The organism is Corynebacterium sp. HMSC075D04 (assembly GCF_001815635.1).
Lineage (GTDB): Bacteria > Actinomycetota > Actinomycetes > Mycobacteriales > Mycobacteriaceae > Corynebacterium > Corynebacterium coyleae.
Genome location: NZ_KV821365.1, coordinates 1 through 21,208 on the forward strand (window position 1 = coordinate 1; position 21,208 = coordinate 21,208).

Below are 21,208 nucleotides of genomic sequence, written 5' to 3' on the forward strand. Positions count from 1 at the left end.
ACCCCGTCAAATATGTCGTGACTTCGGACACTGCTGGGGGCGCTTTGTGTTTCTGGGGGTTGGGATGAGGGGCGCGCCGCGTACATGGTGAGAACGCATTGGTGAAGATGCCGATTTTTGGCCGTCTTCACCAATGCGTTCTCACCATGTGCGGGGAAAGAGGCGTGCCGCAAAGCTAAACGACACATGGAACACGGCATACTCCGCTGATTTTCAGCGATATATGCCGTGTTGGATGTGTCGTTTGGCCTCAGCAGACCACACCCCACCCATTTTTGGGATACGCGTCCCATAGCGTGGTACAGTTTCTTCCATTCTGCGACACAGCAGTTTCACACAATGGAATGAGAGGACGGGCAATGACCACCAGCGTCGAGCATCAACCCCCTGCCCCACAAGCGGCCCCTGCTGCCATCCGGGAGACAACGCCACAGGAGCGAAACCGGGTCCGCCTTGCGTCGACAATTGGCACGACGATTGAGTTTTACGACTTCTACGCCTACGCCACCGCAGCCGTCGCGGTATTTCCGTTCCTCTTCTTCCCCAAGTCGGAGTCGAGCACGGTGGCGCTGCTGTCGTCGTTCGCCACGTTTGGCCTGGCGTTTATCGCTCGCCCGCTAGGTTCAGTGTTGTTCGGCCACTTCGGCGATAAGGTCGGCCGCAAGGCCACCTTGGTCGGCGCGCTGCTGACCATGGGTATCGCCACCTTTGTTATCGGCCTGCTGCCCACCTACGCACAGGCCGGCATCTGGGCACCGGCGTTGCTGGCACTGATGCGCTTCTGCCAGGGCCTTGGCCTGGGCGGCGAGTGGTCCGGCGCGGCCCTGCTGTCCACAGAAACAGCAGCTAAGGGCCGCCGCGCCTGGGCGGGCATGTGGCCCCAACTCGGCGCACCGTTCGGCTTCCTGCTGGCAAACGGCCTGTTCCTCATCCTGGTCACCGTGCTGGGCCACACCACTGGCGACTTCGAGGGCGCGTTCATGCGCTGGGGCTGGCGCATTCCGTTCCTGCTGTCCATCGTGATGGTCATCATCGGCCTGTGGGTTCGCCTGCAGGTTGAGGAGACTCCGGTGTTCCAGCAGGTGGAGCAGAACAACCAGAAGGCCGCTTCCCCACTGGCGGAGGTATTCAAGACTGCCTGGAAGCCGCTGATCCAGGGCACGTTTGTCATGGTCGGTTGCTACACGCTGTTCTACATCGTGACCACTTGGTTCCTCTCCTACGGAATTGGTTCGGCGGAAGAGGGCGTTGGCCTGGGTATTGCGTACCCGACGTTCCTGAAGCTGCAGCTGGTGTGCATCTTCGGGTTCATCGCTGGCATCCCGATTGCGGCGCATTGGTCGGATGTCTACGGCCGTCGCCCGGTGCTGGGTCTGACCTCGGTTGCGATCATCGTCTATGGCCTGAGCTTCAAGTGGCTGCTGAATCCGGAGACGTTCACCATGGTTTCCCTGGGCATCTTCTTGTTCATCGGCATGGTGTTGATGGGCTTCATCTTCGGCCCGATGTCTGCGATCTTGCCGGAGTTGTTCCCGTCGAATGTGCGCTACACCGGCTCGGGTATTGCGTACAACGTGTCCTCCATCCTGGGTGCGGCTATCGCCCCCTTCATTGCGACGGCACTGAACGCGAAGTATGGCCCGCAGGCTGTGGGTATCTACCTGGTTATTGTCACCGCGATATCCCTGGTGGCGACCCTGTCCGCCCCGGAGACTAAGCACCAGGAGATGCACGAGATTTAACGCTTGCTTTCCATTCAGGCAAGTGACATACTTGCCAACGTGGAAAGCAACAAGATCTCTCAAGAAGAAGCTCGCGCCACCCTCGAGCAGATCGACATGCTCGAGCGCGACGCGCAACATAAGCCCACACCCCCGTGGGCTTATGTCATTCTCGGCACCCTGTTCGGAGTCACTGCTGCTGGCCTGATCCTGCGGTGGACATACTGGTGGGCATTGTTTGCGGTCATTATCATCGCCTGCATCGCCATCACCGTGCGAGATCACAACCGCAACGTGCGTCCAAGCATGAAGCAGCCGATCCAGGAAGACCCCGAGACGAATTGGGGATCCGCACTGATGCCGCTGGTCTTCATGCCAATCGTCTGGCTTGTCCCCGAAGGTAGCGTCGTTGGCGCGACTATCGCGGGCGTCCTCTCCGCGGCTGTCATCATCGTCACCGGTTACTACTGGGAGAAAAACCGATGAGTGAGCCAGCCATCGACCCCGTTATTCACCCGTTGGCCAGGTTGAAGATTTGTGCGGCACTGTTTCATGGGGGTGCCGTCGAAAAGCAATCGTCCCGCTTTGAGATGCGCTTTAGCACGCTGAAAGACAAAGTAAACCTGTCAGACTCCGCACTCTCCAAGCAGTTGGACCGGCTCGAGGAGCACGGCTATATCACGCGCTTCCGCGAGTACGGCTCATCCCGGGCGAAGGACACAGTGTGGGTCACACTGACAGCGACGGGCGCGCAGGCCTTCGAGCGACACACGGCAGCGTTGCGAGAGATCGCGGGCGGGTAGATTCGGACGCATGAGTTTTCCAGGACCATCCATCAACTCGTTCGCGTTGATTACCGGCGCGAGCCAAGGCATCGGCGAAGCGATTGCACGCGACCTGGCCAAAGGTGGCCACAACCTCATCCTTGTTGCCCGGCGCGAGGAGGTATTGCAAAAGCTTGGCGACGAACTCGCGGCCGCCCACGGCGTCACCGTCGAAGTCTTCGCCGCGGATCTGTCTAAGGAACGCGACGTCACCGCACTGCTTAACCACATTGCGAACCGCAAGATTCACATTTGCGTCAATTCTGCCGGCATCGCGTCGTTCGGCCCGTTTATGAAGCAGGACTGGGAGTACGAGACGAACCAGTTCAACCTGAACGCGACGGCAGTGTTCCGCATCACCAAGGCGGTGCTGGATCAGATGGTGCCACGCGGCGAGGGCGCGCTGTGCAACGTCGGATCCGCAGCCGGCAACCTGCCGATCCCGAACAACGCCACCTACGTGTTCACCAAGGCGGGCGTCAACATGTTCACCGAGGCCCTGCACTACGAGCTGAAGGATTCCGGTGTGCACGTGACCCTGCTCGCCCCCGGCCCGGTGCGTGAGGCGCACATTCCGGAGGAGGAGCAGTCGATCGTGGATAAGGTCGTGCCCGATTTCCTGTGGACGACCTACGAGTCTTGTTCTGCCGACACCCTGAAGGCGATGCGCCGCAACCGCCGACGCGTCGTTCCGGGGCCGCTATCGAAGGCGATGGATGTCGTGTCTACCTACGCCCCGCGCGGGATTCTGCCGCCGATTATGGGCAAGTTTTACGCCAAGATGGGAGAGGAATAAATGGAGATCGCAGACAAGGACAATCGCATCGTGTGGGTCGACCTGGAGATGACCGGTCTTGACCCGTCACGCCACGTCATCGTGGAGGTGGCAGCGCTTGTCACGGATGCGGAGCTCAACATTATCGACGACGGCGTCGACCTCGTCGTCCACGCCACCGACGCCGAACTGGCGGAGATGGATGACTTTGTCACCGAGATGCACTCCTCTAACGGGCTGCTCGATGACATTAAGGCCTCCACGACCAGTATCCGGGATGCGGAGGATGCGGTGCTGGAGCTCGTCGCAAAGCATTGCGATCCTGCTCATCCTGCTCCGCTTGCGGGCAACTCGATTGCTACCGACCGTGCGTTTATCCGTGCGCAGATGCCGCGTCTCGACGACGCCCTGCACTACCGCATGATCGACGTGTCCACCGTGAAGGAACTGTCGCGCCGCTGGTTCCCTAAGGCGTACTACAACCAGCCCGAAAAGGGCATGGCTCACCGCGCCTTGGCGGACATCGTGGAATCCATCCGCGAGTTGGACTACTACCGTCGCGCCGTATTTGTGGACTCCCCCGGCCCGGACACCGACACCGCAACGAAGGCTTCTGCCGCTGCAACCGAGTTCTACCAGCGGTTTTTGTAAACTTCAGATGAACGGCTAAGGTGTAATCCGCTGCAAAACAGCAATGGTGGCTGTAGTTCAGCTGGTAGAGCACCAGGTTGTGATCCTGGGTGTCGCGGGTTCGAGCCCCGTCAGCCACCCCGAAGCGTGCCCCGTAACCTCCACAACAGGTTACGGGGCACATTGCTATTCCACCCCCTCCTTAAATATGTTAGCCTTACCTAACTATTTGGTGTGCGAACTTCCGCCGCCAGAAGCAGCCACGAGTTGTTGAAGGACAGGGACAACGATGACCGAACAAGCCAACAAAGCGGCCGCGAGGCGTAAACCCCGGAAGGCCAATGAGGCAACCGTGACCGGTCGCCGCCAGCTCTCCCCCGATCTGGTTCGCTTAAGCCTGAACACCCCCGCTTTTGTCGGTAAAGATCTGGAGTTTACGGACCACTACCTCAAGCTGTTGTTCGTGCCGGAGGGCGCCGACTACTCCTGGCCATTTAACGTCGAACAGGTCCGTGAACAACAGCCGCGCGACAAGCAACCGGTGACCCGGACCTACACGTTGATCAACCTCGACTCATCGACCGGGGATTTCGATGTTGACTTTGTCACCCACGGCGATGCAGGCCTGGCCGGTCCGTGGGCTCGCGTAGCCGAGGTTGGAGAGAAGATCGGCTTCTTCGGCCCAGGTGGCGCGTGGGGCCCTTCGGTCGACTACGAGCACTTCATCTTCGCCGGCGATGAGTCCGCAGCACCGGCCATCGGCGCGGGCCTAAAGCGCCTCCCCGAGGGCGCAACTGCGACCGCGTACATCGAGATCGAAGCCGAAGACCGCAAGTTTGAGCTCCCAGCCCGCGATGGCGTGGACATCCATTGGGTGATCCGCAACGGCGCGACCCATGGCACGGAGCTATCCCGCGTCGTGCGACAGGCCGGCGTGCCGGACGGAAAGAACACCAGCTGGTTCATCCACGGCGTTGCCGAGATGATCAAGGAAATGCGGCGCTTCCTCTTCGTCGAATCCGAGGTCCCCAAGCAAGACGTGTCCATCTCTGGATACTGGCGCATCGGCATGACAGAGGATCAGTGGCAGGCCTCCAAGCGCGATTTCAACGCCGAGATTGAAGCCGAGGAGGAACGCGCGAAAGCCTAACTGCGCCTGGGGGCACTAACTGCACCTAGGGGCACTAGGAGTAGAGCTGCTCGCCGCTGCCGCCGGAGCGCTGCTCCCAATCAAGGTTCCAGTAGCCCAAGCCGTCGTACGGGGTCAGGGTCGATCCGCCAGTGTTTTTCACCACTACCGGGTCACCCCGTTTGACGTACTCCTGGAACCACTTGGCGTTCTCATAGGAAGCGTTGATGCAGCCGTGCGACTGGTTCTGGGACCCCAACGCCCACAGCGCCCACGGCGCGGAGTGGACGTAGATGCCCGAGTACGACAGCTGGGTGGCGTAATCCACCGGCGTGACGTACCCGCCCGCATCCAACGCCAAGCCGTAGGTACGCGAGTCCATGACAAGGCTGGGGTGCTCATCCCCCACCACGTAGGTGCCATTCGGGGTGTCGTAGCTACCGTCGGTTCCCAGTGAGATCGGGAACTCCTTCACCAACTCGTCGTTAGCGTAGACGCGCAGCATCTTGTCGTAGTTATCCACGACAGTCTCCACCTTGTCACCGATGGTGAAGCTGATTTCGGTGTCGTCGGAACCGTAGACGCCTTCGGCAAGTTTGCGCCCATACAGATCCACTTTCACAGTGACCTCAGTACCGGGCTCCCAGTACTCCTTCGGGCGCCAGCGCACTTCGTAAGGATCCAGCCAGAAGAATCCACCCTCGGTGTCGTTCGAGGTTTCCACCGAGATGAGTTTCTCCATCTTCTTGGTGTCTTGGATCGGGCTATCAAAGCGGATGGTTACCGCCTGGGCGATACCAACCGTCGAGCCGTCAAGCGGACCAACGTACGCATTAACCGTCACAGCCGGCGACACCGTAGTAAACGACGACATCACCTTCTGGCCCTCAACATCACGCGCCTCAATGGTGTACTCGCGTCCGTAACCAAGCGGTTCCGCCGTAGACCATTCGGTTTTGTCGTCGTTGAACTCCGCCTCGACTTCCTTGCCGGCCTCGTTGGTCATCTTCACCGAGGCCAATCCGACCTCCGAAAGCACCTTCACCGGCTGGCCAGGCTCGACGTCAGTGGCGTTATTGCTCACCGAGACTTTCGGCGGCTTCGCCGCAGGCGTCGTCTCTGCAGCCTGGTCCGTCTCCGCAACCTGCTCGAGACGGCTCGACCCATCCCCCGGTGAGCAGGCCGAAATCATCGCTCCTGCAGCCAGCGCCGTCAGGACCGCGGTGCAGCGGCGAACCGCGCGAAGGTGGAGCACAATGGACCCCTCACAACTCAAATCCAAAACTCAAACGCCAATACTTTAACCGTTAACGGCTAAAAAGCCACCATCCACAAACAAAGCGTTATACAACGTTTAACATCGCCGAAAAATATGCTCTTACCTGCCGATTTCACACATTCAACACACGCTGCTAATGTATTACCTCGTTGCAGAGAGCAACACCAACAAAACAAAATACGCGCCATTAGCTCAATTGGCAGAGCAACTGACTCTTAATCAGTGGGTTCGGGGTTCGATTCCCTGATGGCGCACAAGGAAAGCCCCTTCACCAGCGGAAACAGTTCCACCGGGAAGGGGTTTCTTCACGTCTTGGGGTCAATCCCCACTAATTCCCCCATAATTTCAAGAAGTTTCACCCGCGCCGATAGATTCCAACGCCCACGAAGCGTCGGGCGCTTTCGGGCCAAACTTTAGGTACTTCTCTTCGGTGATCTTCGTACTGGCGTGCCCCGCGAGACGTGACGCGGTAAGAACGTCTGTCTGTTCCGCCACAATCGTTAGAACTGTTCGCCTTAGCGTGTGTGGCGTTAGCCCCTCGAAGGTTGATCCACACACGCGGCGAAGCCGGGTTCGAACGTTTGCGGGCGACCGTGGCGTTCCCTTCGATGTGGCAAACACGAAAACCGCGTCGGGCGCCTTCTCGATAAACAGGCGGTGCAAGGCGTCGGCGGTGAACGTCGGCACTGATACCGTTCGAAGCCCCTTCTTCGTTTTTGGGCGCGGTTCCCATACCAGTGAAGGACTATCCGGGGTAGCCTTCCGCTGTTTCACCGCCCCGGAGACGGTGACCTCGACGGGGTTCGCCTGGAAGTTCACGTCTTCCCAGCGAAGGCCCAACACTTCACCGATACGGAAGCCTGTTCCGAGCATGACGTCTACAACGTCACCTAGGTACGGCTGAAGTGGGCGCCCGCCTGTTCCCGGCTTCGACTTCCCGACGTGTTCGTCTTCCCAAGCGCGGATAACGCTACGGAGACGCACCGCTTCTTGTGCGGTAAGCGCGTTGGTTTCCTTCGTCGCTGTTTCCATGGTTGGGATAGCCCGCCCGGGGTTGAACGTCACAATGCCTTGCGATTCCCCAAAATCGAAGGCTTGGGAGAGCACACGGCGAAGCGAACGATGAACTGAAGGCTTCCCTTCCGCCGCTTCTTCGACCCAAGCGCCGAGACGCGGGGCCGTACATTCTCGAATGAGTAAATGCCCGCGTTCGGCTTTCACGCGCTCATAGGGCGTTTTATAGGCCGCTAAAGTGCCTTCCGATATCTTCCCGGCTTCCGCCCGTTGTTCCACCGTTGCCCACCATGTTTCAAGAAGTGCAGACAGTGGCGAATTAGCGTTTAGGTCGGCGTTTCCAAGGTTAGCCCGTTCTTCAGCAATAGCGCGGGCGTCTTTTAGCGCCGCTGTCTTTGTCCGCCGTTCGATATCGACTTGATGTTTCCGCCCGTCTTGTCCGCGATACCAGCACCGGGCACGCCACCCCGCTTTGCTTTTTTGGGCGTTTACCGATCCCACTTCCCCTACTTCTAGACGGCGCCTACCCATTGTTGCGGCCTTCCGCGTGTTCGTCGTAGACAACACCGCCGAGCGCTTCGATACGGTTCTCAACTTCAGTTACACGGCGTTGCGCTTGGGTAATCGACTGTAGAAACTTCGCCTTCCCGTCGGCGTCTAAGTGTTGATCCTGGGAAGTGAACTCGAAGGATAAGTGATACAGGGTTTCCCGTTCGTCTTGCAGTTCCGCGCTAGCCCGTGCGAGAGCGTGCCCCGTGGTGTGTTCGTCTTCATCATTGGGCTGGATATCGCCGAAGAGCGGTTCGATTCCGAGAAGGTTTAACGCCGCGTCCCAAGACGGCATGACACGCCCGGGCACCTGTTCGACGGCGCCGTCTGGCATACCCGGATATAGCAGTGTTGCGAGAGACGTGTTCAACGCTTCCGCGATAACTAGCGCGTCGGGAAGCAGTAGGCGATTACGGCGCCCGGTTTCAAGAGCAGCCACAACAGAGCGGTTTACCGGGTGGCCTAGTTCCGCCGTTCGGTCGGCTAGTTTTTGGGCGCTTAGCCCCAGTTCGTCGCGGCGTTTCTTCATTGATTCCGCGAAGGTGGCCACAAGTTCATTCGCCCATTCCGACATGCGAATAAGCATAAAAGAAAAGTTCAGTTCGGTATTAACCCGTTTACATCTATGTAGGTTCATGTCACTCAATATAACTCAATATTGTGCAGTGTGTACTAATCGTGGTAGTTTCTAGTACAGGTTCACCGCTTAGAGAGAGGAGACACGATGAACCGAGCACCTGACGAACTACTTACTTCCGCCGAACTTGGCGAATACTTGGGCGTCTCAACGCAGCAGTTAGCGCTAATGCGCGTGAACGGCAATGGCCCGCGATTCTTCCGCGCCACTGCAAACAACATTCGCTACCGCTGGGCTGACGTCACGGCCTGGATTGAAGCGAACTCGCACGAGAGTACGGACGAGTACACGAACCAGCCGGGAACATACAACCGGAAAGCGACCGCCTAACACAGGCGAGAAACGGGGCACATTGTGCGTATAGAGAAGTACAAAGACCAGCGCGACATTCTGGGAACCCGCTCCCGCGCCTTCCAGATCATCGACGAAGACGGCGCGTTCTACCTTGCGGGCCGAACCGATTATCTGCACGACCTTCCGCCCGTCGAATGGGTATGGAAGCAGGCAACGGATCGCGACCTTCGCCCCGGTTCGGCACGATTCCGCCGCATTATGGCCGCGTGCCTGGACAGCGAAGGGGAAGGTGGCACGCTTCGACGCCCCACCGACGTCACCGCCCGAATTGAACAACTCGCAGACGTGTAAGGAAACGCCATGACGAAGTTCATTCCACAAAACACACGCGACTTAACTGAGAGTGCCAACAGTGAAGGTGAGACACCACAGGAAGCCGTGACACACGCACTTATCCGCGTCTTGCCGGGGTTCCTCAACACTGAAGTGTTTGACACCTACGCGCTTTCAGAGGATCTAGCACAGTGGCTAATCGCCGACCTGGAATACCTGGAACTCGACAATTACCGCCACGGAAGCGACTACCTGAAGCGGAAGGAATAGAGAGAGTGAGAACCACAGAGAAAGAAAACGCCCCCGGGTGGCTGCAACCACTTACGAGGGCACGAACCCAACCCACTGCAAAGAAAGGAACAGGATTCTCCATGCAGAATACCACGAACGCCGACACTTGGGCCATCAGTAATAACGTCACGGTGACAGTAAACGAGGGCGGCCCTGCCGTAGTTGTCACCGCTGATACGGCCTTCAACCCCGCGCAGACAGGCCGGTTAGTGCGTGACCTACTCGACGCACAGCGGTTCATTATGGACACCTTCGAGCCGATCCCGTTCATTCCGGCGTAACAGTTCCGGGCCGGGGGAATGATCCGCTGCAACGGATCCCCCACCACACGGAGAAAGGAAAACGGCCCCCGGAAAGCCCGGGGGCCGCATGTTTTTACCCGCCGACCACGGGAAGAAAAGAGAAAAGGTGACAAGCAACGAACCAAATCTTTCGACACAGGTCGCCACGGGGTACGGCGAGAACGAGGAGAAAACACAGAGACTACGGCGCTTCCGTGACGATTGGGGGCACGCAGTACTCGCTAGCGACGTGAGTGGCGCCGCCCTTCGCGTGGCATGGCTTCTAGCCCTGGAATACGTCAACATGAAGCCGGATAATCCACGATTCGGTTGTGCATGGCCGAGTAAGCCGACAGTCGCTAAAGAAGCGCGCATTTCCCTGACTTCGGTAAAAAGGGCCGTTCGTGAGTTGGAGGAAGCGGGCTTCCTGAAGGCGGTAGATCAACTGCCAAATAGGGGCTTTCAGAATTCCGGGTCAATCGTCTACGCCTTACGCCTACCGGGGGCCGTAGATGAACCGGGGGTCAACCATGACCCCGGGCCAAATCTGGACTACCCGGGGGCCGTAGATGAACCCCACCCCGGGCCAGATCTGGCCCCCTACTCCTTTACTAACTCCCTTAACTACTCCAAGAATTTTCCAGAGTGCGAGCATCTTGCGATGCCCCGCGCCGAAGGAATGGAGACCTTCGAAGAATTCTATGACCGAATCGAACTTGAAGCCCCGGCGCTAGTTGCCTATTGGGTTGAACTCGCTACGGCCTATGAAACAGAGCTGACATTTGAAACAGCACTCGAAGCGGCTATCGACACGATCCAAGACGGTGAAGACGTGAGACAGTTGTTTGACGATGATGCACCACCCGCCGAACGTAGTTCTTGGAAGTCCACCATCATGGCGATGATGAAGGCGATAGCGACCGGCGACGCTAGCGGGGAAGGCGACAACGAAGGCACCATCTGGGATCTAGACGAAGCCATAGAACGCGCCGAGGAAGCCCGCGCTTCCAAGGTTGACCACGAACGCCGAAGCGGTAAAACATGGCGCTGGTTTAAGGGGCACTTCCCCTACTCCCAACAGTCCACGGCGAAAGAATGGCGGTTCGTCTGGGAGACGATGATCTATCGCGGGTACACCATCGACCAGATGGAGGTAGCAATTAGAGGGCACGGCCAAAGATTCGTAGGCAAGTACCCGCGTGAAGTGCTAAGTATCCTTCTCAATGAACCGCAACACGAGGGGATCGCAAGTTAGCAAATTCGGGCCGTTTTTGGCCTAAGTATGGGGGAAAATATGGGGGAAGCGGGCCTATACGGCCCGCTTCACTTCGTTGACCAGCATGTAAACCGTATCGAAGCGACAACGGCCGGTTTACAGTTCGACCTAAACCACCGTTTTTACCGCAACAACGTGATGCGCTACACACGTTTAATCCCCGGCCTTACGGGAAAAGACCGGGGAAGTGTAGCGCCGAGACAGGGGGCTTCCTTCTCGGCGCTACCACCATCATCACCGATACGTTAGGCGGTCAATCGTTGTCGGCCCCGAGTGCGCTTCGGAAGATCATGCTTCTCGACTAATTCAGTAATCACCTGCCAGCCGACGCCGGTGAACTCCCTCACTTCAGACCAAGTTAAATCGGGCCGGTTTCGCAAAAGCGATAGAGTAAGACCCTTCCTTCTCTTCGCCGCCCTACGTCCTAATTCGTACTTAGCGGAACGAATGCGACGGGAACGTTCGGCGTCGCTATCGTCACGCTTATCGGGATCGGCGAAACCGGGCACTTCCGCTACAACCAGCATCGACCGAGCACTCGCAGCGAGAGAGGTAGACACTTCGCACAATTCGGCAATTTCGACGTTCAACCGCCACGGTTCACGCTGCCACGCGATTAGAACCTGATCGGTCTTCTCGCCCCGGGTCGGCAACTTCACGAACTTGCTTCCCTTCGCTACCGCCTTCCGTGTGGCTTCTCGATCCCGTTCGACCGACCACCGGTAACGCAGCTCGTCGGCAAGTTCTTCGTCCCCATTCTTCACAGCCGTCTCAATCTTCCCGACCAGTGCAGCGACGCTAGTTCGCTTCCGATCCGTCTTCTTCTTCGAGAACTCTTCCCGCGCCGCGTCTTCGGGGTGAGCAGCACGCCACGCCGCTAACTCTTCTTGATACGCGCCACGGCACTCAACGCACAGGCCACGCCCGCGATGCATGGAATAGCCTTCCGGTAGCGGGGGCTGATGCCGTGACCACGGCACCATCGGCTTCTCACAGTTGCGGCACGGCGTACCGAACGCGACTAGCGCCCGCTTTCGCCCCTCATAGATGCCCTGGATCCCGGCGACATCTTCTAACGCCCTGAGCGCGCCTTCAGAGCCGTCACACAGCACCCCGGCCATAACAACCCCGTTCGCCGGGGCCGGTACCTCGAAACGGTGATCTGTACCCGCGTAGAGCGCATCACGGGCGCACTTTGGCAAAATCGGGCATTTCTGACAAATCTTCTTCGCCCGTTCGATGTTGCCGTCTGCCGCTTCTTCCGGGAACAGAAACGCATCACGAACAGACAACGGGGTCACAGTGGCGCACGCGGGGGAAGACATGCCCCGAACATCACCCGGGGCGTGCAGCGGTCGGGCCGACCACAACCGCCCCGAACTGACCGCCACCGACTAACGCAGACAATCACGCCATGACCAACGAACGGGAATGGCTGACCTACCACGAAGCCGCCGAACACTTCGGCGTAAGCGAACGAACCCTCAACCGAATGGTGAAGGCCGGGGAAGTCACCATCACCCGCCGCCGCTGGACACGCCCAAGCGTCTACCTCAACGCCGTCGACATCACCGCCGCGCTGAAAGGCGTCGAAGCATGAACGACTACTCGAAAATGCTCACCTACAGGCAAGCGGCGCAATGGTACGGCGTGACCGAACGCCACCTGAAACAACTACGCGCAGACGGCAAGATAACCGCCTATGAACGCCCGGGAAGGAAAACGCGCTACTTCCACCCCGCTGAACTCGACACGGTTCTCGGGAAGCCAACCCCCGACGAACTTATCGACAACCTTCTCGCACACCTTCCACGCCGCTACCGAAATGCACTCCGTGACCTCATTAAGAAAATTGATCTAGGCGCGCCCGTCGACTTCGACCCGGTTGACTACGAAGAACCGCCGACTGTTGACGAACTTCTCGCAGCGAACAACGCCGAACATCAACGCACCTTGGATCTTCTCAACGACCTACCGACATCTGACGCTATCGACCTTCTCGCAGACCTTCCCGCCCCCGATATCGACTTGGACGGCTACGACTAGCACGCCCGGAACACCGCCCACAAGCCCACACAACGAAGGAGAATGCACCCGTGAAAATTGACCTGTACAAATTGGAGGCCCGCGCCGCCGCGCTGGCAAGCCGCCTTGTGTCCGAAGCCGAACGCATTGCCGCAAACGAGAACCTGACGCCCGCAGGGCACGCAAGCCAATGGAAAACAATGACCCCGAAATTCGCAGATGAGGTTGCCGAAGTAGTTGGCCTACTGAAAGCCGCTCGCAGTGGGGCATCTCGCATGTTCGACTACGCCCGCGCCGCCGCCGTCGGCACACCACCTGACCCCACGGCACCCGACGCCGCACTTGAACTTGCGCTAGCCCGCTTGCTGTCCCGTCATGAGAAGTGGGGCGTGCAACAGTTCATCGACACACTGGCACCCATTAAGGGCACCACCCTTGGCGCCGCGCTGGTGGAGGAACTCATTGCACGCAGGGCTATCGACGCTGAACTGGTCGATAGTGTGGTGGAGCAGCTAACGCCGACGATTGCCGAAGCACGCCATATCCAACCGCGCCTACTCGGCATGATTGATACCGCGATTGTTCCGCTGGTTGCCAAAGTGGAGAACTTTGCAGAGGTTGGCCCGCTTGCCGAGCGCGCACCACTCACGGGCGAGATTCGCCGCACCGAGCGCACCACACTGTTCGACATGGTGCGAGACGGCAAGATGATTATCCACGAAACAGGGCAGTTCGAATACGACTTGCCGTATCTGACACAGGTCACGTTCGGTGTCGAAACAGACGAGTAAGACAGGGCACACCGCCACCGAACTACCCCCGACAGGAACAGACGGGAACGCGGTTTAACCCTGGATACTAGAGGGGGTGAAGAAATGCGGGACTTCACCGAAACTTCACCCCCTTCACAGGTTCTTAATCGCCCCACTAATTCCCCCACTAATTGGAACGAATTACCGAACATTCGGAAACACTCGCAGATATTCGAACACCGTTCTAATGTGCAGCTAGTTGAACGTTTTGGCCAATTCACCTAGGCGAACACTTATTCGAATTCCCTTCAGTGGGTTCGGGGTTCGATTCCCTGATGGCGCACAGCACAGCGAGGCTGGCAGGTATTTTACCCGCCAGCCTCGCTTTTTGTGTACCCGTCACTTTTTCTCGCAGCTGAGACTAGGCTGATCTTCATGAAAACAGCCTTGGTAATTGTTGACGTGCAAAATGACTTCTGCCCCGGCGGTAGCCTTGCCACCGCCCGCGGCGATGAGGTGGCGTCAAAAATCGCGGAGTTGATCTCCACCCCTGATAACAGGTGTTTGGAGTACGACCACATTGTGGCAACACAGGATTGGCACATCGAGCCAGGTGACCACTTTGCCAAGGAAGGCGAGACACCGGACTTTGTCAACACCTGGCCGCCGCACTGTGTCGCTGATTCCTATGGTGCGCAGATGCGCGGACCGGTGGATACCTCGCTGATTGAGGAGTTTTTCCGCAAGGGCAAGTACACCGCCGCTTATTCCGGATTCGAGGGCGCAACTGAGGCTGGCACATCGCTTGAGGATTGGTTGCGCGAGCGCGAGGTTTCCCAGCTAGACGTCTGTGGCATTGCAACGGACTTCTGTGTGCGAGCCACCGTCCTGGACGCCCTGAAGGCTGGTTTCAAGGTGCGCGTCCTGCGCGCGATGTGCTCCCCCGTCGATGACAAGGGCGGTGCCGCAGCGCTTCAGGAGATGTTTGAGGCTGGCGCCGAGATTGTCTAGTTACTTCGTCGGGTTGTAGCCCAGAAGTTCTTCCATCTCGCCCATTTCGGCGGTTTGCACCTCAATCATGTCTTGGGCCAACTCGCGAAGCGGCTCGTAGGCGCCGCCGTCCACCTCGTCCTGCGTCATCTTGATCACGTGGGCGTGGTGGAAGTGCATCATTTCGAGGAAAGCGGTGCGCAGGTCGTCGCCACGCAACTGCGCGAACTCGTCCAACTGCTCGGGCGGGAACATGCCATTGGCGATGTGCTTCGAGTGGAGCTCCATGTCCTGATCGATGCCCCACTCGTCGGCCCAGGCGTTCATCTGCTCGTTTTCGCGCTCCTGACCGTCCTTGATGCGCTGGGCGAGATCACGCACCTGCGCATCGTCGACGTCGGAGTCCAGCAGCACATCCGACATGTCGATCGCCTGCTGGTGGTGCGGCACCATCATGCCCAGGAAGTGGACGTCAGTGCCGTTGTACTCGGCGTCGGTGTCCGTCGACGTTGCGGCGGTCTCTTCATCCGGTGTGAACGCAGCGCGTATCGACGGCCCCGCCACCGTCAGCACAAGCACAATCACCGCAATGACCGCTAATGCGATCAACAGCGGCTTTTTACTGCCGCGCATCCGCTCGAGTTCGTGGTCGGCCTGATCATTAACCATTGATGCTCCCTTTCGGTCGTAAAGAGAGATTACCTTGAATTCAACAAGGACACGAGCGTATCGACGACAAAACGCCGGCACCTACAACATTGCAGGTACCGGCGTACAGACGCTCGCGCTTAGTTACGCGACAGCAGCTTCTGCAGCTCCTTGAGCTCGCTCTTGCGCTTACGGCCGTTGTAGACCTTGATACCGATCAGCGCTGCGATACCGATACCAACGCCAGCGATGATCTTCTGCACAGTCTCGTCCTCGAGCCAGGTCTTTGCCTGCCCCTTAGCCGTGTCGGCCAAGGTGGACGGGTTCGTGCGGTCTGCAAGCTCGTCGAGCGTGCTAGCCAGCTGGCTGCGGGTGCGTGCAAGGTCACGCTCAATGTCGTGAATATCTCGTGCCACGGTTTCAAACTCCTACGTTTACTTGGGACTTTTCTAGACTGACGTCTTTTCGTACCAACAGTAGTGTAAAACGGGGAGGCATGACTGAACCCACCAGACTGCAACAAGGCGACACCGCCCCCGCTTTTTCCCTGAATAACGACAAGGGCGAAACCGTTTCGCTTGCCGATTTCGCTGGCCAGCGAGTCATCGTGTACTTCTACCCGAAGGCAAACACACCCGGCTGCACCACCGAAGCTTGCGACTTTAGCGACAATATGGACCAGTTCAAGGAGGCCTCCGTCGCCGTACTCGGCATCAGCCCCGACCCGGTGGAGAAGTTGGCAAAGTTCCGCGACGACCACAACCTGACCGTGCAGCTGCTTTCCGACGAATCCAAGGAAACCCTCGAGGCTTACGGCGCATTCGGGGAAAAGAAGAACTACGGCAAGATCGTCCAAGGCGTTATCCGCTCAACGTTCCTTGTCTCCGTCGACGCTGACGGTAAGGGCACCGTGGAGCAAGCCCAGTACAACGTCAGGGCAACTGGCCACGTTGGCCGCATCCTGCGCGACTGGAACCTGTAAGTCCCCACTCCCCCATAAAGAATTGGTGCGCCCGGAGAGACTTGAACTCTCACGCCATAAGGCACTGGAACCTAAATCCAGCGCGTCTGCCAATTCCGCCACGGGCGCGTCGAGAACGGATATTACACGCCGCGCCCCCATCCACAGAAACCGCGGTATCAAACTTTAGTTTGGCACCATGGTTTTACCGGGTAAGATCACCACTCGTGAGCGAAAAGTTGGAACACACGGACGCGGACGGGACCACCCCGATTCCGCAGCGTGAGCGTCTCCGCGTGCGATGGTGGCACATCCTGCTCCTCATCGCAGCCGCAGTGACGTGCCTGCTGCTCGCCCGGTGGCAGTGGGAACGCTACCAATCCGGCACCGGCACTCTCCAGAACCTGGGCTACGCCCTGCAGTGGCCATGCTTCGCGCTGTTCTTCATCTACGCCTACCGCGTAGGTATGCGCATGGAGAACGACAAGATTGACGCCGAGAACGCAGGGCTGACCATGGATGACCTGTACGAGGCCGATCTCGCCCGCTACGGCAAGCACAAGCCCGTCACGGAAATCGACGAGGACTTCCTGCCCGCACGTCCGGAGATCGACGTCGACGAATACAACAAACTTGTGGCACCGCGCCGCGAAACCCACCCGGAAGGTAAAGGTGAACACGCATGACCGAGCAAACTCAGCCAGCAGCACAGCCAGAGCGCATCCACCCGGAGCGCCAGCGCCGCGTTAAGCAGGCTCTGCTGTGGTTCTCCATCGCGGCGTGGATCACCGGCGTCCTGCTGCTTCTGCTGATTGCCCGCATGATCATGCAGTACGGCTTCGACATGAACGTCGACTACTTGTCCTGGGTCGCGCGCGTACACGGCTTTGCATTCGTCGCGTTTTTGATGACGTCGCTGAATCTCGGCTCCAAGGCCCGCTGGTCCGGCGGCACCTGGGTGGCAACAGCTATCTCCGGCGTTGTGCCGTTTATGTCCTTCTTTGTGGAAGAGAAGCGCCGCAAGGAAGTTAAAGAAAAGTTCCAGCTCGCCTAACGTCGGCGAACTGGAACTTCGGGGGATGAAACCGGCGGCGAAACTTATTCGTCGTCGGTTTTTGTTAGTACCATGACGCCGACCTTCTCCGCTTGATCGTTTTGCGGCGACAGTGTCAACGTGTCGCCTGCACGCTCAGCGTCGTACTCCAGATCCTGGTGCGTCAGCGGATCTTCCAGCTTGAACTCTTTATCGTCGCGCAGGCAGTTCGCTTCGTTAGTCTCACCGTCGGTTTCGGTCAGCTCCCAGGAGCAATCCTTACCGTCAATGGTCACAGTGGCCTGACCACCGCCGGTCCCCTCCTGGGTTGCGGTGACGTCGCCCGACCAGGTGCCGTCGAAGTCACCGTCCTGCCCACAAGCGGTCAAAAGAGCGCTGGAGGCGAGAACAGTTGCTGCGAATGCGATTGTTTTCTTCATGCAGCCACTGTAACGAAATTCGTCACTTCAGCGCCGCGATGTGCTTTGCCAACTCCCGCAACGCCTTGCCCCTGTGGGACCGTGCGTTCTTCTCCTCCGAGGTCAGTTCCGCCGAGGAACGTCCCGGCGCGTCATCGGGTGCGAAGAGCGGGTCGTAGCCGAAACCGTTGTCGCCGCGGGGCTCGCGAAGCAGTTCGCCTTCCCAACGCCCTTCTGCGACGTGTACATCGCCTTCTGGGGTGGCAAGCGCGCAGCAGGACACGAAAGCGGCACGACGCTGGTTGATGTCTTCCATCTGCTTGAGCAGCAGGGCGTTGTTGCCAGCGTCGTCGCCGTGGTTACCGGACCAGCGAGCGGACAGGATGCCCGGCATGCCGTTGAGGGCTTCGACGCTTAGGCCGGAGTCGTCAGCGACGCACGGAAGACCAGTCGCGGCAGCACCTACCCGGGCCTTCAGTACGGCGTTTTCCTCAAAGGACAGGCCGTCCTCGACGGGGTCGGGGTACGCGGGGGCCTGATCAAGCGACACTAGCTCCACTCCCCCGATGGCCAGCTCGCGCAGCACCTGGTCGAGTTCGCGGACCTTGCCCGGGTTACGGGAAGCGACGAGGACTTTTACCATCCCAGCGCCGCCTTCTGGGCTGCGAAGAGCTCTTCGCAACCCTTGGCTGCCACATCGAGCATCTCACCGAGCTGTTCACGGCCGAACAGTCCGTGCTCGCCGGTGCCCTGAATCTCGACGAAGTTGCCGCCCTCCTGCATCACCACGTTAAGGTCCACCTCCGCTCGGGAGTCTTCCTCGTACGGCAGGTCGAGGCAGACGTGGCCGTCGATAATGCCGGCGGAAATCGCCGCTACCGGCTTCAGCAGCGGCTCACCCGGCACCACGCCACGCTCCTTCAGCACAGCGATCGCGTCCGCAAGTGCAACGTACGCGCCTGTGATCGACGCGGTACGGGTACCACCGTCGGCCTGGAGCACGTCGCAGTCGAGCTGAATGGTGTTCTCACCGAGTTCGGAAAGATCCACCGCAGCGCGCAGGGAACGACCCACCAGGCGCGAAATCTCGTGCGTGCGGCCCTTTACCTTGCCTCGCATCGATTCACGCGGCATACGCTCGTGCGTCGCGGAAGGAAGCATGGAGTACTCGGCGGTCAGCCAGCCTTCGCCGGAATCTTTCTTAAAACGGGGAACGCCCTCCTCCACCGAAGCGGTGCACATCACGCGGGTGTTGCCGAACTCCACCAGCACACTGCCAGCAGGGTTCGAAGTAAAACCGCGGGTGATACGGACGGGGCGAAGCTCGTCGACGGCGCGACCGTCAAAACGCGAAAAATCAGTCATGGCTCCAAGCGTAACGCAGGCGGGCGTCGCGTCCCTGCAAGCCAACTAGACCCAAGGCGATTTATTAATCACGTTCGGAGGGCACCCCATTGCGGTGAGGATGGGCAACGAGTGTGAGTGTGGCGAAAGATCGTGTCCCGAGAAATTGGCCATCAGGAATTCGTGAGCAACTTTGGTGAGCCCGAAATGTGGCTCTCCTTCGATCACACCGTGCAGGTACTGCAACATGGACAATTTGAAGAATGTCCGGTCTCGCAACGATTCCGGATACGCCCGAATCCAGCTGAGTGTGGAACTTGGTTTTCTTGGCACAAGCGGTGCATCGTCTACACGGTTATACAGCCTCGCGTAATGTGCACACGTATTTCGCAAATAAGCCAGCGATCGCTGCCATGACCCGAGCTCCTTGAACGTGAGCCCGGTATCAGCAGCGATCTGCTCGCGCATCCACTTTGGAAGCAGATCGTACAGATTGTGCAGCGTTCCCCATTCGAAGGTCTGCACTGCAGCCCAAATTGGAAGATCTTCGTTGCGATCCCGGTAGTGGTGTACGAAATCCTCTTTGGAGTAACCAATAGATGCGTCAAAGCGGTCCAACCACTTTGCATACCGCTCTACCTGGTTCGGTTCCTTAATGGGAGGCTGCATCTGCAGGTCAAGCATTGACGGGTCGTCAAGATGAAGATGAAGCAGCGGGTGCACGCTACCAATCGCGTGTGCAATGGCGTTACGGAGCCAAATCTCCACGGGCTCCAACGCACTCAAGGCTGCCTTACGCAATCGGGTATCGAACCTCATGAGTCGAATGATGTCGTCGAAATTCGTTCCCTCACGGAATTCATTCTTGCGTGTGAGTTCGTATCCGTGAAGTTTTTGTTGATTCGGGAATGGCTCTCTAAACGGGTACCAGTATCCGCTCAAACGGTAATATCCGATGTTTCGCAGCGACTCTTCCGCAGACGCAAGATCTGCAATTCGCATCCCCCGTTCGCCCAATAGCGTGAGCAAGTCTTCATAGTTCTGAAACGGTTTCGTGGATACCACGATCCCCTACCCCCAAGATTTTGAAAACCGGCCCTGGACTGACTACTCAAGATGTAGCCTAGCGGAACCGGTCGTTGTGGTGGCTAATTTAGCGCACCCGACCCCCTAGGTCACCTTCCACCCCTTAAAAGGGGTAACGCAGTAAGGCCCGACCCTTACACCTCGTAGACGGCGCCGGCCTGCCCCAGCAGAATCTCGCCATCAAACTCAGTACGGGCTGCCTCAAGCACACTGTGCGGGTCAGTCCACGGTTGAATGTGCACCAGCACCAGCGTCTTCACCCCGGCTTCGCGGGCGAGGCGTCCCGCCTCCTTGCCAGACATGTGCATGCCTTCGGCTTTGCCTTCCGACGACGCACCCCAGGCTGCTTCGCAGAGGAACAGGTCGGCGCCACGGGCGGCGTCGATAAGCGACGGCGTGTAGCTCGAGTCGCCCGAGAACGTCAGCACCTTGCCGTGCGCGTCCTCCACGCGCAGCGCATGCGACTCCTGGGCCGGGTGGACCACTTCAAACGGCGTGACCATCAGACCGCTCAACGTCTCCGGCTCGCGGGTACGCCAGGTGGTGAACTCGAATGTGTCGGTGCAATCGTCGACATCATCCGGACCATCGGCGCTCATGCGGCCAAAGTGCTCAACCGCATACGAAGGCCCGATGAGGCGGTGGCGCTGCTGCGCAGGTGCCTCCGGATGGTATCGGCGCCACACCAACAGCGACGGGAAATCCGAGCAATGATCAGCGTGCAGGTGGCTGAAGATCACGTGGGCCGCAGCAGGATCGAACCGTTCCTGCATCGCGGCGAGCGCCCCCGGACCAAAGTCCATCACCACATCGGTTTCACCCGGCACCGAAATGACATAGGAGGAGGCGGGGTTCCCCGGCGCGGCAAGGCTTCCGGAGCACCCGAGGATGGTCAACTTCATGGAAACACTGTGCCA

Annotated in this window: 29 protein-coding genes and 3 tRNA genes; 20 read left to right on the top strand and 12 right to left on the bottom strand. The window is 58.8% G+C overall.

Annotated features, from left to right (window positions below):
- The first annotated feature begins 359 nt into the window (after positions 1-359).
- The 7 genes from HMPREF3048_RS09590 (at position 360) to HMPREF3048_RS09620 (ending at position 5,100) form a co-directional block, all read left to right on the top strand.
- Positions 360-1,742, top strand: a complete 1,383-nt coding sequence (locus tag HMPREF3048_RS09590; protein WP_083316859.1) for an MFS transporter — start codon at positions 360-362, stop codon at positions 1,740-1,742.
- A 39-nt stretch (positions 1,743-1,781) separates the two neighbouring features.
- Positions 1,782-2,207, top strand: coding sequence for a hypothetical protein (locus HMPREF3048_RS09595; protein ID WP_141758901.1), 426 nt, complete (start codon positions 1,782-1,784; stop codon positions 2,205-2,207).
- On the top strand, positions 2,204-2,524 hold the full coding sequence (locus HMPREF3048_RS09600; RefSeq protein WP_070422575.1) for a transcriptional regulator: 321 nt from the start codon (positions 2,204-2,206) through the stop codon (positions 2,522-2,524). Before HMPREF3048_RS09595 ends, HMPREF3048_RS09600 begins: the two co-directional genes overlap by 4 nt.
- Positions 2,525-2,534: 10 nt before the next feature.
- Positions 2,535-3,341, top strand: coding sequence for a mycolate reductase (gene cmrA, locus HMPREF3048_RS09605; protein WP_070422576.1), 807 nt, complete (start codon positions 2,535-2,537; stop codon positions 3,339-3,341).
- Positions 3,342-3,971 (top strand): oligoribonuclease, encoded by a 630-nt coding sequence (gene orn / locus HMPREF3048_RS09610; protein ID WP_070483541.1) that lies wholly within the window; start codon positions 3,342-3,344, stop codon positions 3,969-3,971. It abuts the gene before it with no gap.
- A gap of 46 nt (positions 3,972-4,017) precedes the next feature.
- Positions 4,018-4,090 (top strand) — tRNA-His (locus HMPREF3048_RS09615).
- Positions 4,091-4,239: 149 nt separating this feature from the next.
- The gene (locus tag HMPREF3048_RS09620; RefSeq protein ID WP_070483539.1) at positions 4,240-5,100 is read left to right on the top strand and encodes a siderophore-interacting protein; all 861 of its coding nucleotides are present in this window, start codon (positions 4,240-4,242) and stop codon (positions 5,098-5,100) included.
- A 34-nt stretch (positions 5,101-5,134) separates the two neighbouring features.
- Here HMPREF3048_RS09620 and HMPREF3048_RS09625 read toward each other — a convergent pair whose 3' ends face one another.
- On the bottom strand, positions 5,135-6,334 hold the full coding sequence (locus HMPREF3048_RS09625; RefSeq protein WP_070771989.1) for a L,D-transpeptidase: 1,200 nt from the start codon (positions 6,332-6,334) through the stop codon (positions 5,135-5,137).
- 205 nt (positions 6,335-6,539) lie between these two features.
- On the opposite strand from HMPREF3048_RS09625, the gene HMPREF3048_RS09630 reads away from it, so the two are divergent.
- A tRNA-Lys gene (locus HMPREF3048_RS09630) sits at positions 6,540-6,612 on the top strand.
- Between the two features lie 91 nt (positions 6,613-6,703).
- Here the strand turns inward: HMPREF3048_RS09630 and xerC are convergent.
- Both xerC and HMPREF3048_RS09640 read right to left on the bottom strand, forming a co-directional pair.
- Entirely contained in the window at positions 6,704-7,873 is a 1,170-nt protein-coding gene (gene xerC, locus HMPREF3048_RS11855; protein ID WP_168167352.1) for a site-specific integrase, read from the bottom strand.
- A 22-nt stretch (positions 7,874-7,895) separates the two neighbouring features.
- A complete protein-coding gene (locus HMPREF3048_RS09640) occupies positions 7,896-8,507 on the bottom strand; it encodes a helix-turn-helix transcriptional regulator (protein ID WP_070771991.1) in 612 nt (203 codons plus the stop codon).
- Between the two features lie 138 nt (positions 8,508-8,645).
- Here HMPREF3048_RS09640 and HMPREF3048_RS12165 point away from each other — a divergent pair, with 138 nt between their 5' ends.
- From HMPREF3048_RS12165 to HMPREF3048_RS09665, 5 genes are all read left to right on the top strand, one after another.
- Entirely contained in the window at positions 8,646-8,888 is a 243-nt protein-coding gene (locus tag HMPREF3048_RS12165; RefSeq protein ID WP_070771992.1) for a helix-turn-helix transcriptional regulator, read from the top strand.
- Between the two features lie 24 nt (positions 8,889-8,912).
- Entirely contained in the window at positions 8,913-9,203 is a 291-nt protein-coding gene (locus HMPREF3048_RS09650) for a hypothetical protein (protein ID WP_070771993.1), read from the top strand.
- 9 nt (positions 9,204-9,212) lie between these two features.
- Positions 9,213-9,455 carry a hypothetical protein gene (locus tag HMPREF3048_RS09655; RefSeq protein WP_070771994.1) on the top strand — a complete coding sequence of 81 codons (243 nt, stop codon included), beginning with the start codon at positions 9,213-9,215 and terminating at the stop codon, positions 9,453-9,455.
- Between the two features lie 101 nt (positions 9,456-9,556).
- The gene (locus HMPREF3048_RS09660) at positions 9,557-9,757 is read left to right on the top strand and encodes a hypothetical protein (RefSeq protein ID WP_070771995.1); all 201 of its coding nucleotides are present in this window, start codon (positions 9,557-9,559) and stop codon (positions 9,755-9,757) included.
- A gap of 127 nt (positions 9,758-9,884) precedes the next feature.
- Positions 9,885-11,012, top strand: coding sequence for a helix-turn-helix domain-containing protein (locus HMPREF3048_RS09665; RefSeq protein WP_210398435.1), 1,128 nt, complete (start codon positions 9,885-9,887; stop codon positions 11,010-11,012).
- Positions 11,013-11,278: 266 nt separating this feature from the next.
- Here HMPREF3048_RS09665 and HMPREF3048_RS09670 read toward each other — a convergent pair whose 3' ends face one another.
- Positions 11,279-12,358 (bottom strand): WhiB family transcriptional regulator, encoded by a 1,080-nt coding sequence (locus HMPREF3048_RS09670; protein ID WP_070771997.1) that lies wholly within the window; start codon positions 12,356-12,358, stop codon positions 11,279-11,281.
- A gap of 89 nt (positions 12,359-12,447) precedes the next feature.
- Here HMPREF3048_RS09670 and HMPREF3048_RS12335 point away from each other — a divergent pair, with 89 nt between their 5' ends.
- The 4 genes from HMPREF3048_RS12335 to HMPREF3048_RS09690 all read left to right on the top strand — a co-directional run bounded on the left by HMPREF3048_RS12335 (position 12,448) and on the right by HMPREF3048_RS09690 (position 14,821).
- A complete protein-coding gene (locus HMPREF3048_RS12335) occupies positions 12,448-12,633 on the top strand; it encodes a MerR family transcriptional regulator (RefSeq protein ID WP_070771998.1) in 186 nt (61 codons plus the stop codon).
- Positions 12,630-13,079, top strand: coding sequence for a helix-turn-helix domain-containing protein (locus HMPREF3048_RS09680; protein WP_070771999.1), 450 nt, complete (start codon positions 12,630-12,632; stop codon positions 13,077-13,079). Before HMPREF3048_RS12335 ends, HMPREF3048_RS09680 begins: the two co-directional genes overlap by 4 nt.
- A 50-nt stretch (positions 13,080-13,129) precedes the next feature.
- The gene (locus HMPREF3048_RS09685) at positions 13,130-13,849 is read left to right on the top strand and encodes a hypothetical protein (protein ID WP_070772000.1); all 720 of its coding nucleotides are present in this window, start codon (positions 13,130-13,132) and stop codon (positions 13,847-13,849) included.
- A 396-nt stretch (positions 13,850-14,245) separates the two neighbouring features.
- Positions 14,246-14,821, top strand: a complete 576-nt coding sequence (locus HMPREF3048_RS09690) for a nicotinamidase (RefSeq protein ID WP_070422580.1) — start codon at positions 14,246-14,248, stop codon at positions 14,819-14,821.
- On the opposite strand, the gene HMPREF3048_RS09695 is transcribed toward HMPREF3048_RS09690, so the two are convergent.
- Entirely contained in the window at positions 14,822-15,469 is a 648-nt protein-coding gene (locus tag HMPREF3048_RS09695) for a DUF305 domain-containing protein (RefSeq protein WP_224213570.1), read from the bottom strand.
- Between the two features lie 119 nt (positions 15,470-15,588).
- Positions 15,589-15,864 (bottom strand): DUF3618 domain-containing protein, encoded by a 276-nt coding sequence (locus tag HMPREF3048_RS09700; protein ID WP_070422581.1) that lies wholly within the window; start codon positions 15,862-15,864, stop codon positions 15,589-15,591.
- 80 nt (positions 15,865-15,944) lie between these two features.
- Between HMPREF3048_RS09700 and bcp the strand changes: the two genes are divergently transcribed.
- Positions 15,945-16,430 (top strand): thioredoxin-dependent thiol peroxidase, encoded by a 486-nt coding sequence (bcp, locus tag HMPREF3048_RS09705; RefSeq protein ID WP_070772001.1) that lies wholly within the window; start codon positions 15,945-15,947, stop codon positions 16,428-16,430.
- A gap of 23 nt (positions 16,431-16,453) precedes the next feature.
- On the opposite strand, the gene HMPREF3048_RS09710 is transcribed toward bcp, so the two are convergent.
- A tRNA-Leu gene (locus HMPREF3048_RS09710) sits at positions 16,454-16,538 on the bottom strand.
- A gap of 98 nt (positions 16,539-16,636) precedes the next feature.
- On the opposite strand from HMPREF3048_RS09710, the gene HMPREF3048_RS09715 reads away from it, so the two are divergent.
- Entirely contained in the window at positions 16,637-17,095 is a 459-nt protein-coding gene (locus tag HMPREF3048_RS09715; RefSeq protein ID WP_224213568.1) for a hypothetical protein, read from the top strand.
- A complete protein-coding gene (locus HMPREF3048_RS09720; protein ID WP_070422583.1) occupies positions 17,092-17,463 on the top strand; it encodes a DUF3817 domain-containing protein in 372 nt (123 codons plus the stop codon). The genes HMPREF3048_RS09715 and HMPREF3048_RS09720 overlap by 4 nt, the downstream gene beginning before the upstream one ends.
- Positions 17,464-17,507: 44 nt before the next feature.
- Here the strand turns inward: HMPREF3048_RS09720 and HMPREF3048_RS09725 are convergent, their stop codons facing one another.
- The 5 genes from HMPREF3048_RS09725 to HMPREF3048_RS09745 form a co-directional block, all read right to left on the bottom strand.
- Complete coding sequence (locus HMPREF3048_RS09725; RefSeq protein ID WP_070772002.1) at positions 17,508-17,882, bottom strand: hypothetical protein; 375 nt, start codon at positions 17,880-17,882, stop codon at positions 17,508-17,510.
- Positions 17,883-17,904: 22 nt separating this feature from the next.
- Positions 17,905-18,504 (bottom strand): RdgB/HAM1 family non-canonical purine NTP pyrophosphatase, encoded by a 600-nt coding sequence (rdgB, locus tag HMPREF3048_RS09730; RefSeq protein WP_070772003.1) that lies wholly within the window; start codon positions 18,502-18,504, stop codon positions 17,905-17,907.
- Positions 18,498-19,226, bottom strand: coding sequence for a ribonuclease PH (gene rph, locus HMPREF3048_RS09735; RefSeq protein WP_070422586.1), 729 nt, complete (start codon positions 19,224-19,226; stop codon positions 18,498-18,500). The genes rdgB and rph overlap by 7 nt, the downstream gene beginning before the upstream one ends.
- Positions 19,227-19,271: 45 nt before the next feature.
- The gene (locus HMPREF3048_RS09740) at positions 19,272-20,270 is read right to left on the bottom strand and encodes an Abi family protein (RefSeq protein ID WP_070772004.1); all 999 of its coding nucleotides are present in this window, start codon (positions 20,268-20,270) and stop codon (positions 19,272-19,274) included.
- A 155-nt stretch (positions 20,271-20,425) separates the two neighbouring features.
- Complete coding sequence (locus HMPREF3048_RS09745; protein WP_070772005.1) at positions 20,426-21,193, bottom strand: MBL fold metallo-hydrolase; 768 nt, start codon at positions 21,191-21,193, stop codon at positions 20,426-20,428.
- Between the last annotated feature and the right edge of the window lie 15 nt (positions 21,194-21,208).

What these genes read in the sequence shown, in the direction of transcription:
- HMPREF3048_RS09590 (WP_083316859.1), top strand. Translation starts at nt 360, where the DNA reads ATGACCACCAGCGTCGAGCATCAACCCCCTGCCCCACAAGCGGCCCCT.
- HMPREF3048_RS09600 (WP_070422575.1), top strand. Translation starts at nt 2,204, where the DNA reads ATGAGTGAGCCAGCCATCGACCCCGTTATTCACCCGTTGGCCAGGTTG.
- cmrA (WP_070422576.1), top strand. Translation starts at nt 2,535, where the DNA reads ATGAGTTTTCCAGGACCATCCATCAACTCGTTCGCGTTGATTACCGGC.
- orn (WP_070483541.1), top strand. Translation starts at nt 3,342, where the DNA reads ATGGAGATCGCAGACAAGGACAATCGCATCGTGTGGGTCGACCTGGAG.
- HMPREF3048_RS09620 (WP_070483539.1), top strand. Translation starts at nt 4,240, where the DNA reads ATGACCGAACAAGCCAACAAAGCGGCCGCGAGGCGTAAACCCCGGAAG.
- HMPREF3048_RS09640 (WP_070771991.1), bottom strand. Translation starts at nt 8,507, where the DNA reads ATGCTTATTCGCATGTCGGAATGGGCGAATGAACTTGTGGCCACCTTC.
- HMPREF3048_RS12165 (WP_070771992.1), top strand. Translation starts at nt 8,646, where the DNA reads ATGAACCGAGCACCTGACGAACTACTTACTTCCGCCGAACTTGGCGAA.
- HMPREF3048_RS09655 (WP_070771994.1), top strand. Translation starts at nt 9,213, where the DNA reads ATGACGAAGTTCATTCCACAAAACACACGCGACTTAACTGAGAGTGCC.
- HMPREF3048_RS09660 (WP_070771995.1), top strand. Translation starts at nt 9,557, where the DNA reads ATGCAGAATACCACGAACGCCGACACTTGGGCCATCAGTAATAACGTC.
- HMPREF3048_RS09670 (WP_070771997.1), bottom strand. Translation starts at nt 12,358, where the DNA reads ATGTCTTCCCCCGCGTGCGCCACTGTGACCCCGTTGTCTGTTCGTGAT.
- HMPREF3048_RS12335 (WP_070771998.1), top strand. Translation starts at nt 12,448, where the DNA reads ATGACCAACGAACGGGAATGGCTGACCTACCACGAAGCCGCCGAACAC.
- HMPREF3048_RS09680 (WP_070771999.1), top strand. Translation starts at nt 12,630, where the DNA reads ATGAACGACTACTCGAAAATGCTCACCTACAGGCAAGCGGCGCAATGG.
- HMPREF3048_RS09690 (WP_070422580.1), top strand. Translation starts at nt 14,246, where the DNA reads ATGAAAACAGCCTTGGTAATTGTTGACGTGCAAAATGACTTCTGCCCC.
- HMPREF3048_RS09695 (WP_224213570.1), bottom strand. Translation starts at nt 15,469, where the DNA reads ATGGTTAATGATCAGGCCGACCACGAACTCGAGCGGATGCGCGGCAGT.
- bcp (WP_070772001.1), top strand. Translation starts at nt 15,945, where the DNA reads ATGACTGAACCCACCAGACTGCAACAAGGCGACACCGCCCCCGCTTTT.
- HMPREF3048_RS09720 (WP_070422583.1), top strand. Translation starts at nt 17,092, where the DNA reads ATGACCGAGCAAACTCAGCCAGCAGCACAGCCAGAGCGCATCCACCCG.
- HMPREF3048_RS09725 (WP_070772002.1), bottom strand. Translation starts at nt 17,882, where the DNA reads ATGAAGAAAACAATCGCATTCGCAGCAACTGTTCTCGCCTCCAGCGCT.
- rdgB (WP_070772003.1), bottom strand. Translation starts at nt 18,504, where the DNA reads ATGGTAAAAGTCCTCGTCGCTTCCCGTAACCCGGGCAAGGTCCGCGAA.
- rph (WP_070422586.1), bottom strand. Translation starts at nt 19,226, where the DNA reads ATGACTGATTTTTCGCGTTTTGACGGTCGCGCCGTCGACGAGCTTCGC.
- HMPREF3048_RS09745 (WP_070772005.1), bottom strand. Translation starts at nt 21,193, where the DNA reads ATGAAGTTGACCATCCTCGGGTGCTCCGGAAGCCTTGCCGCGCCGGGG.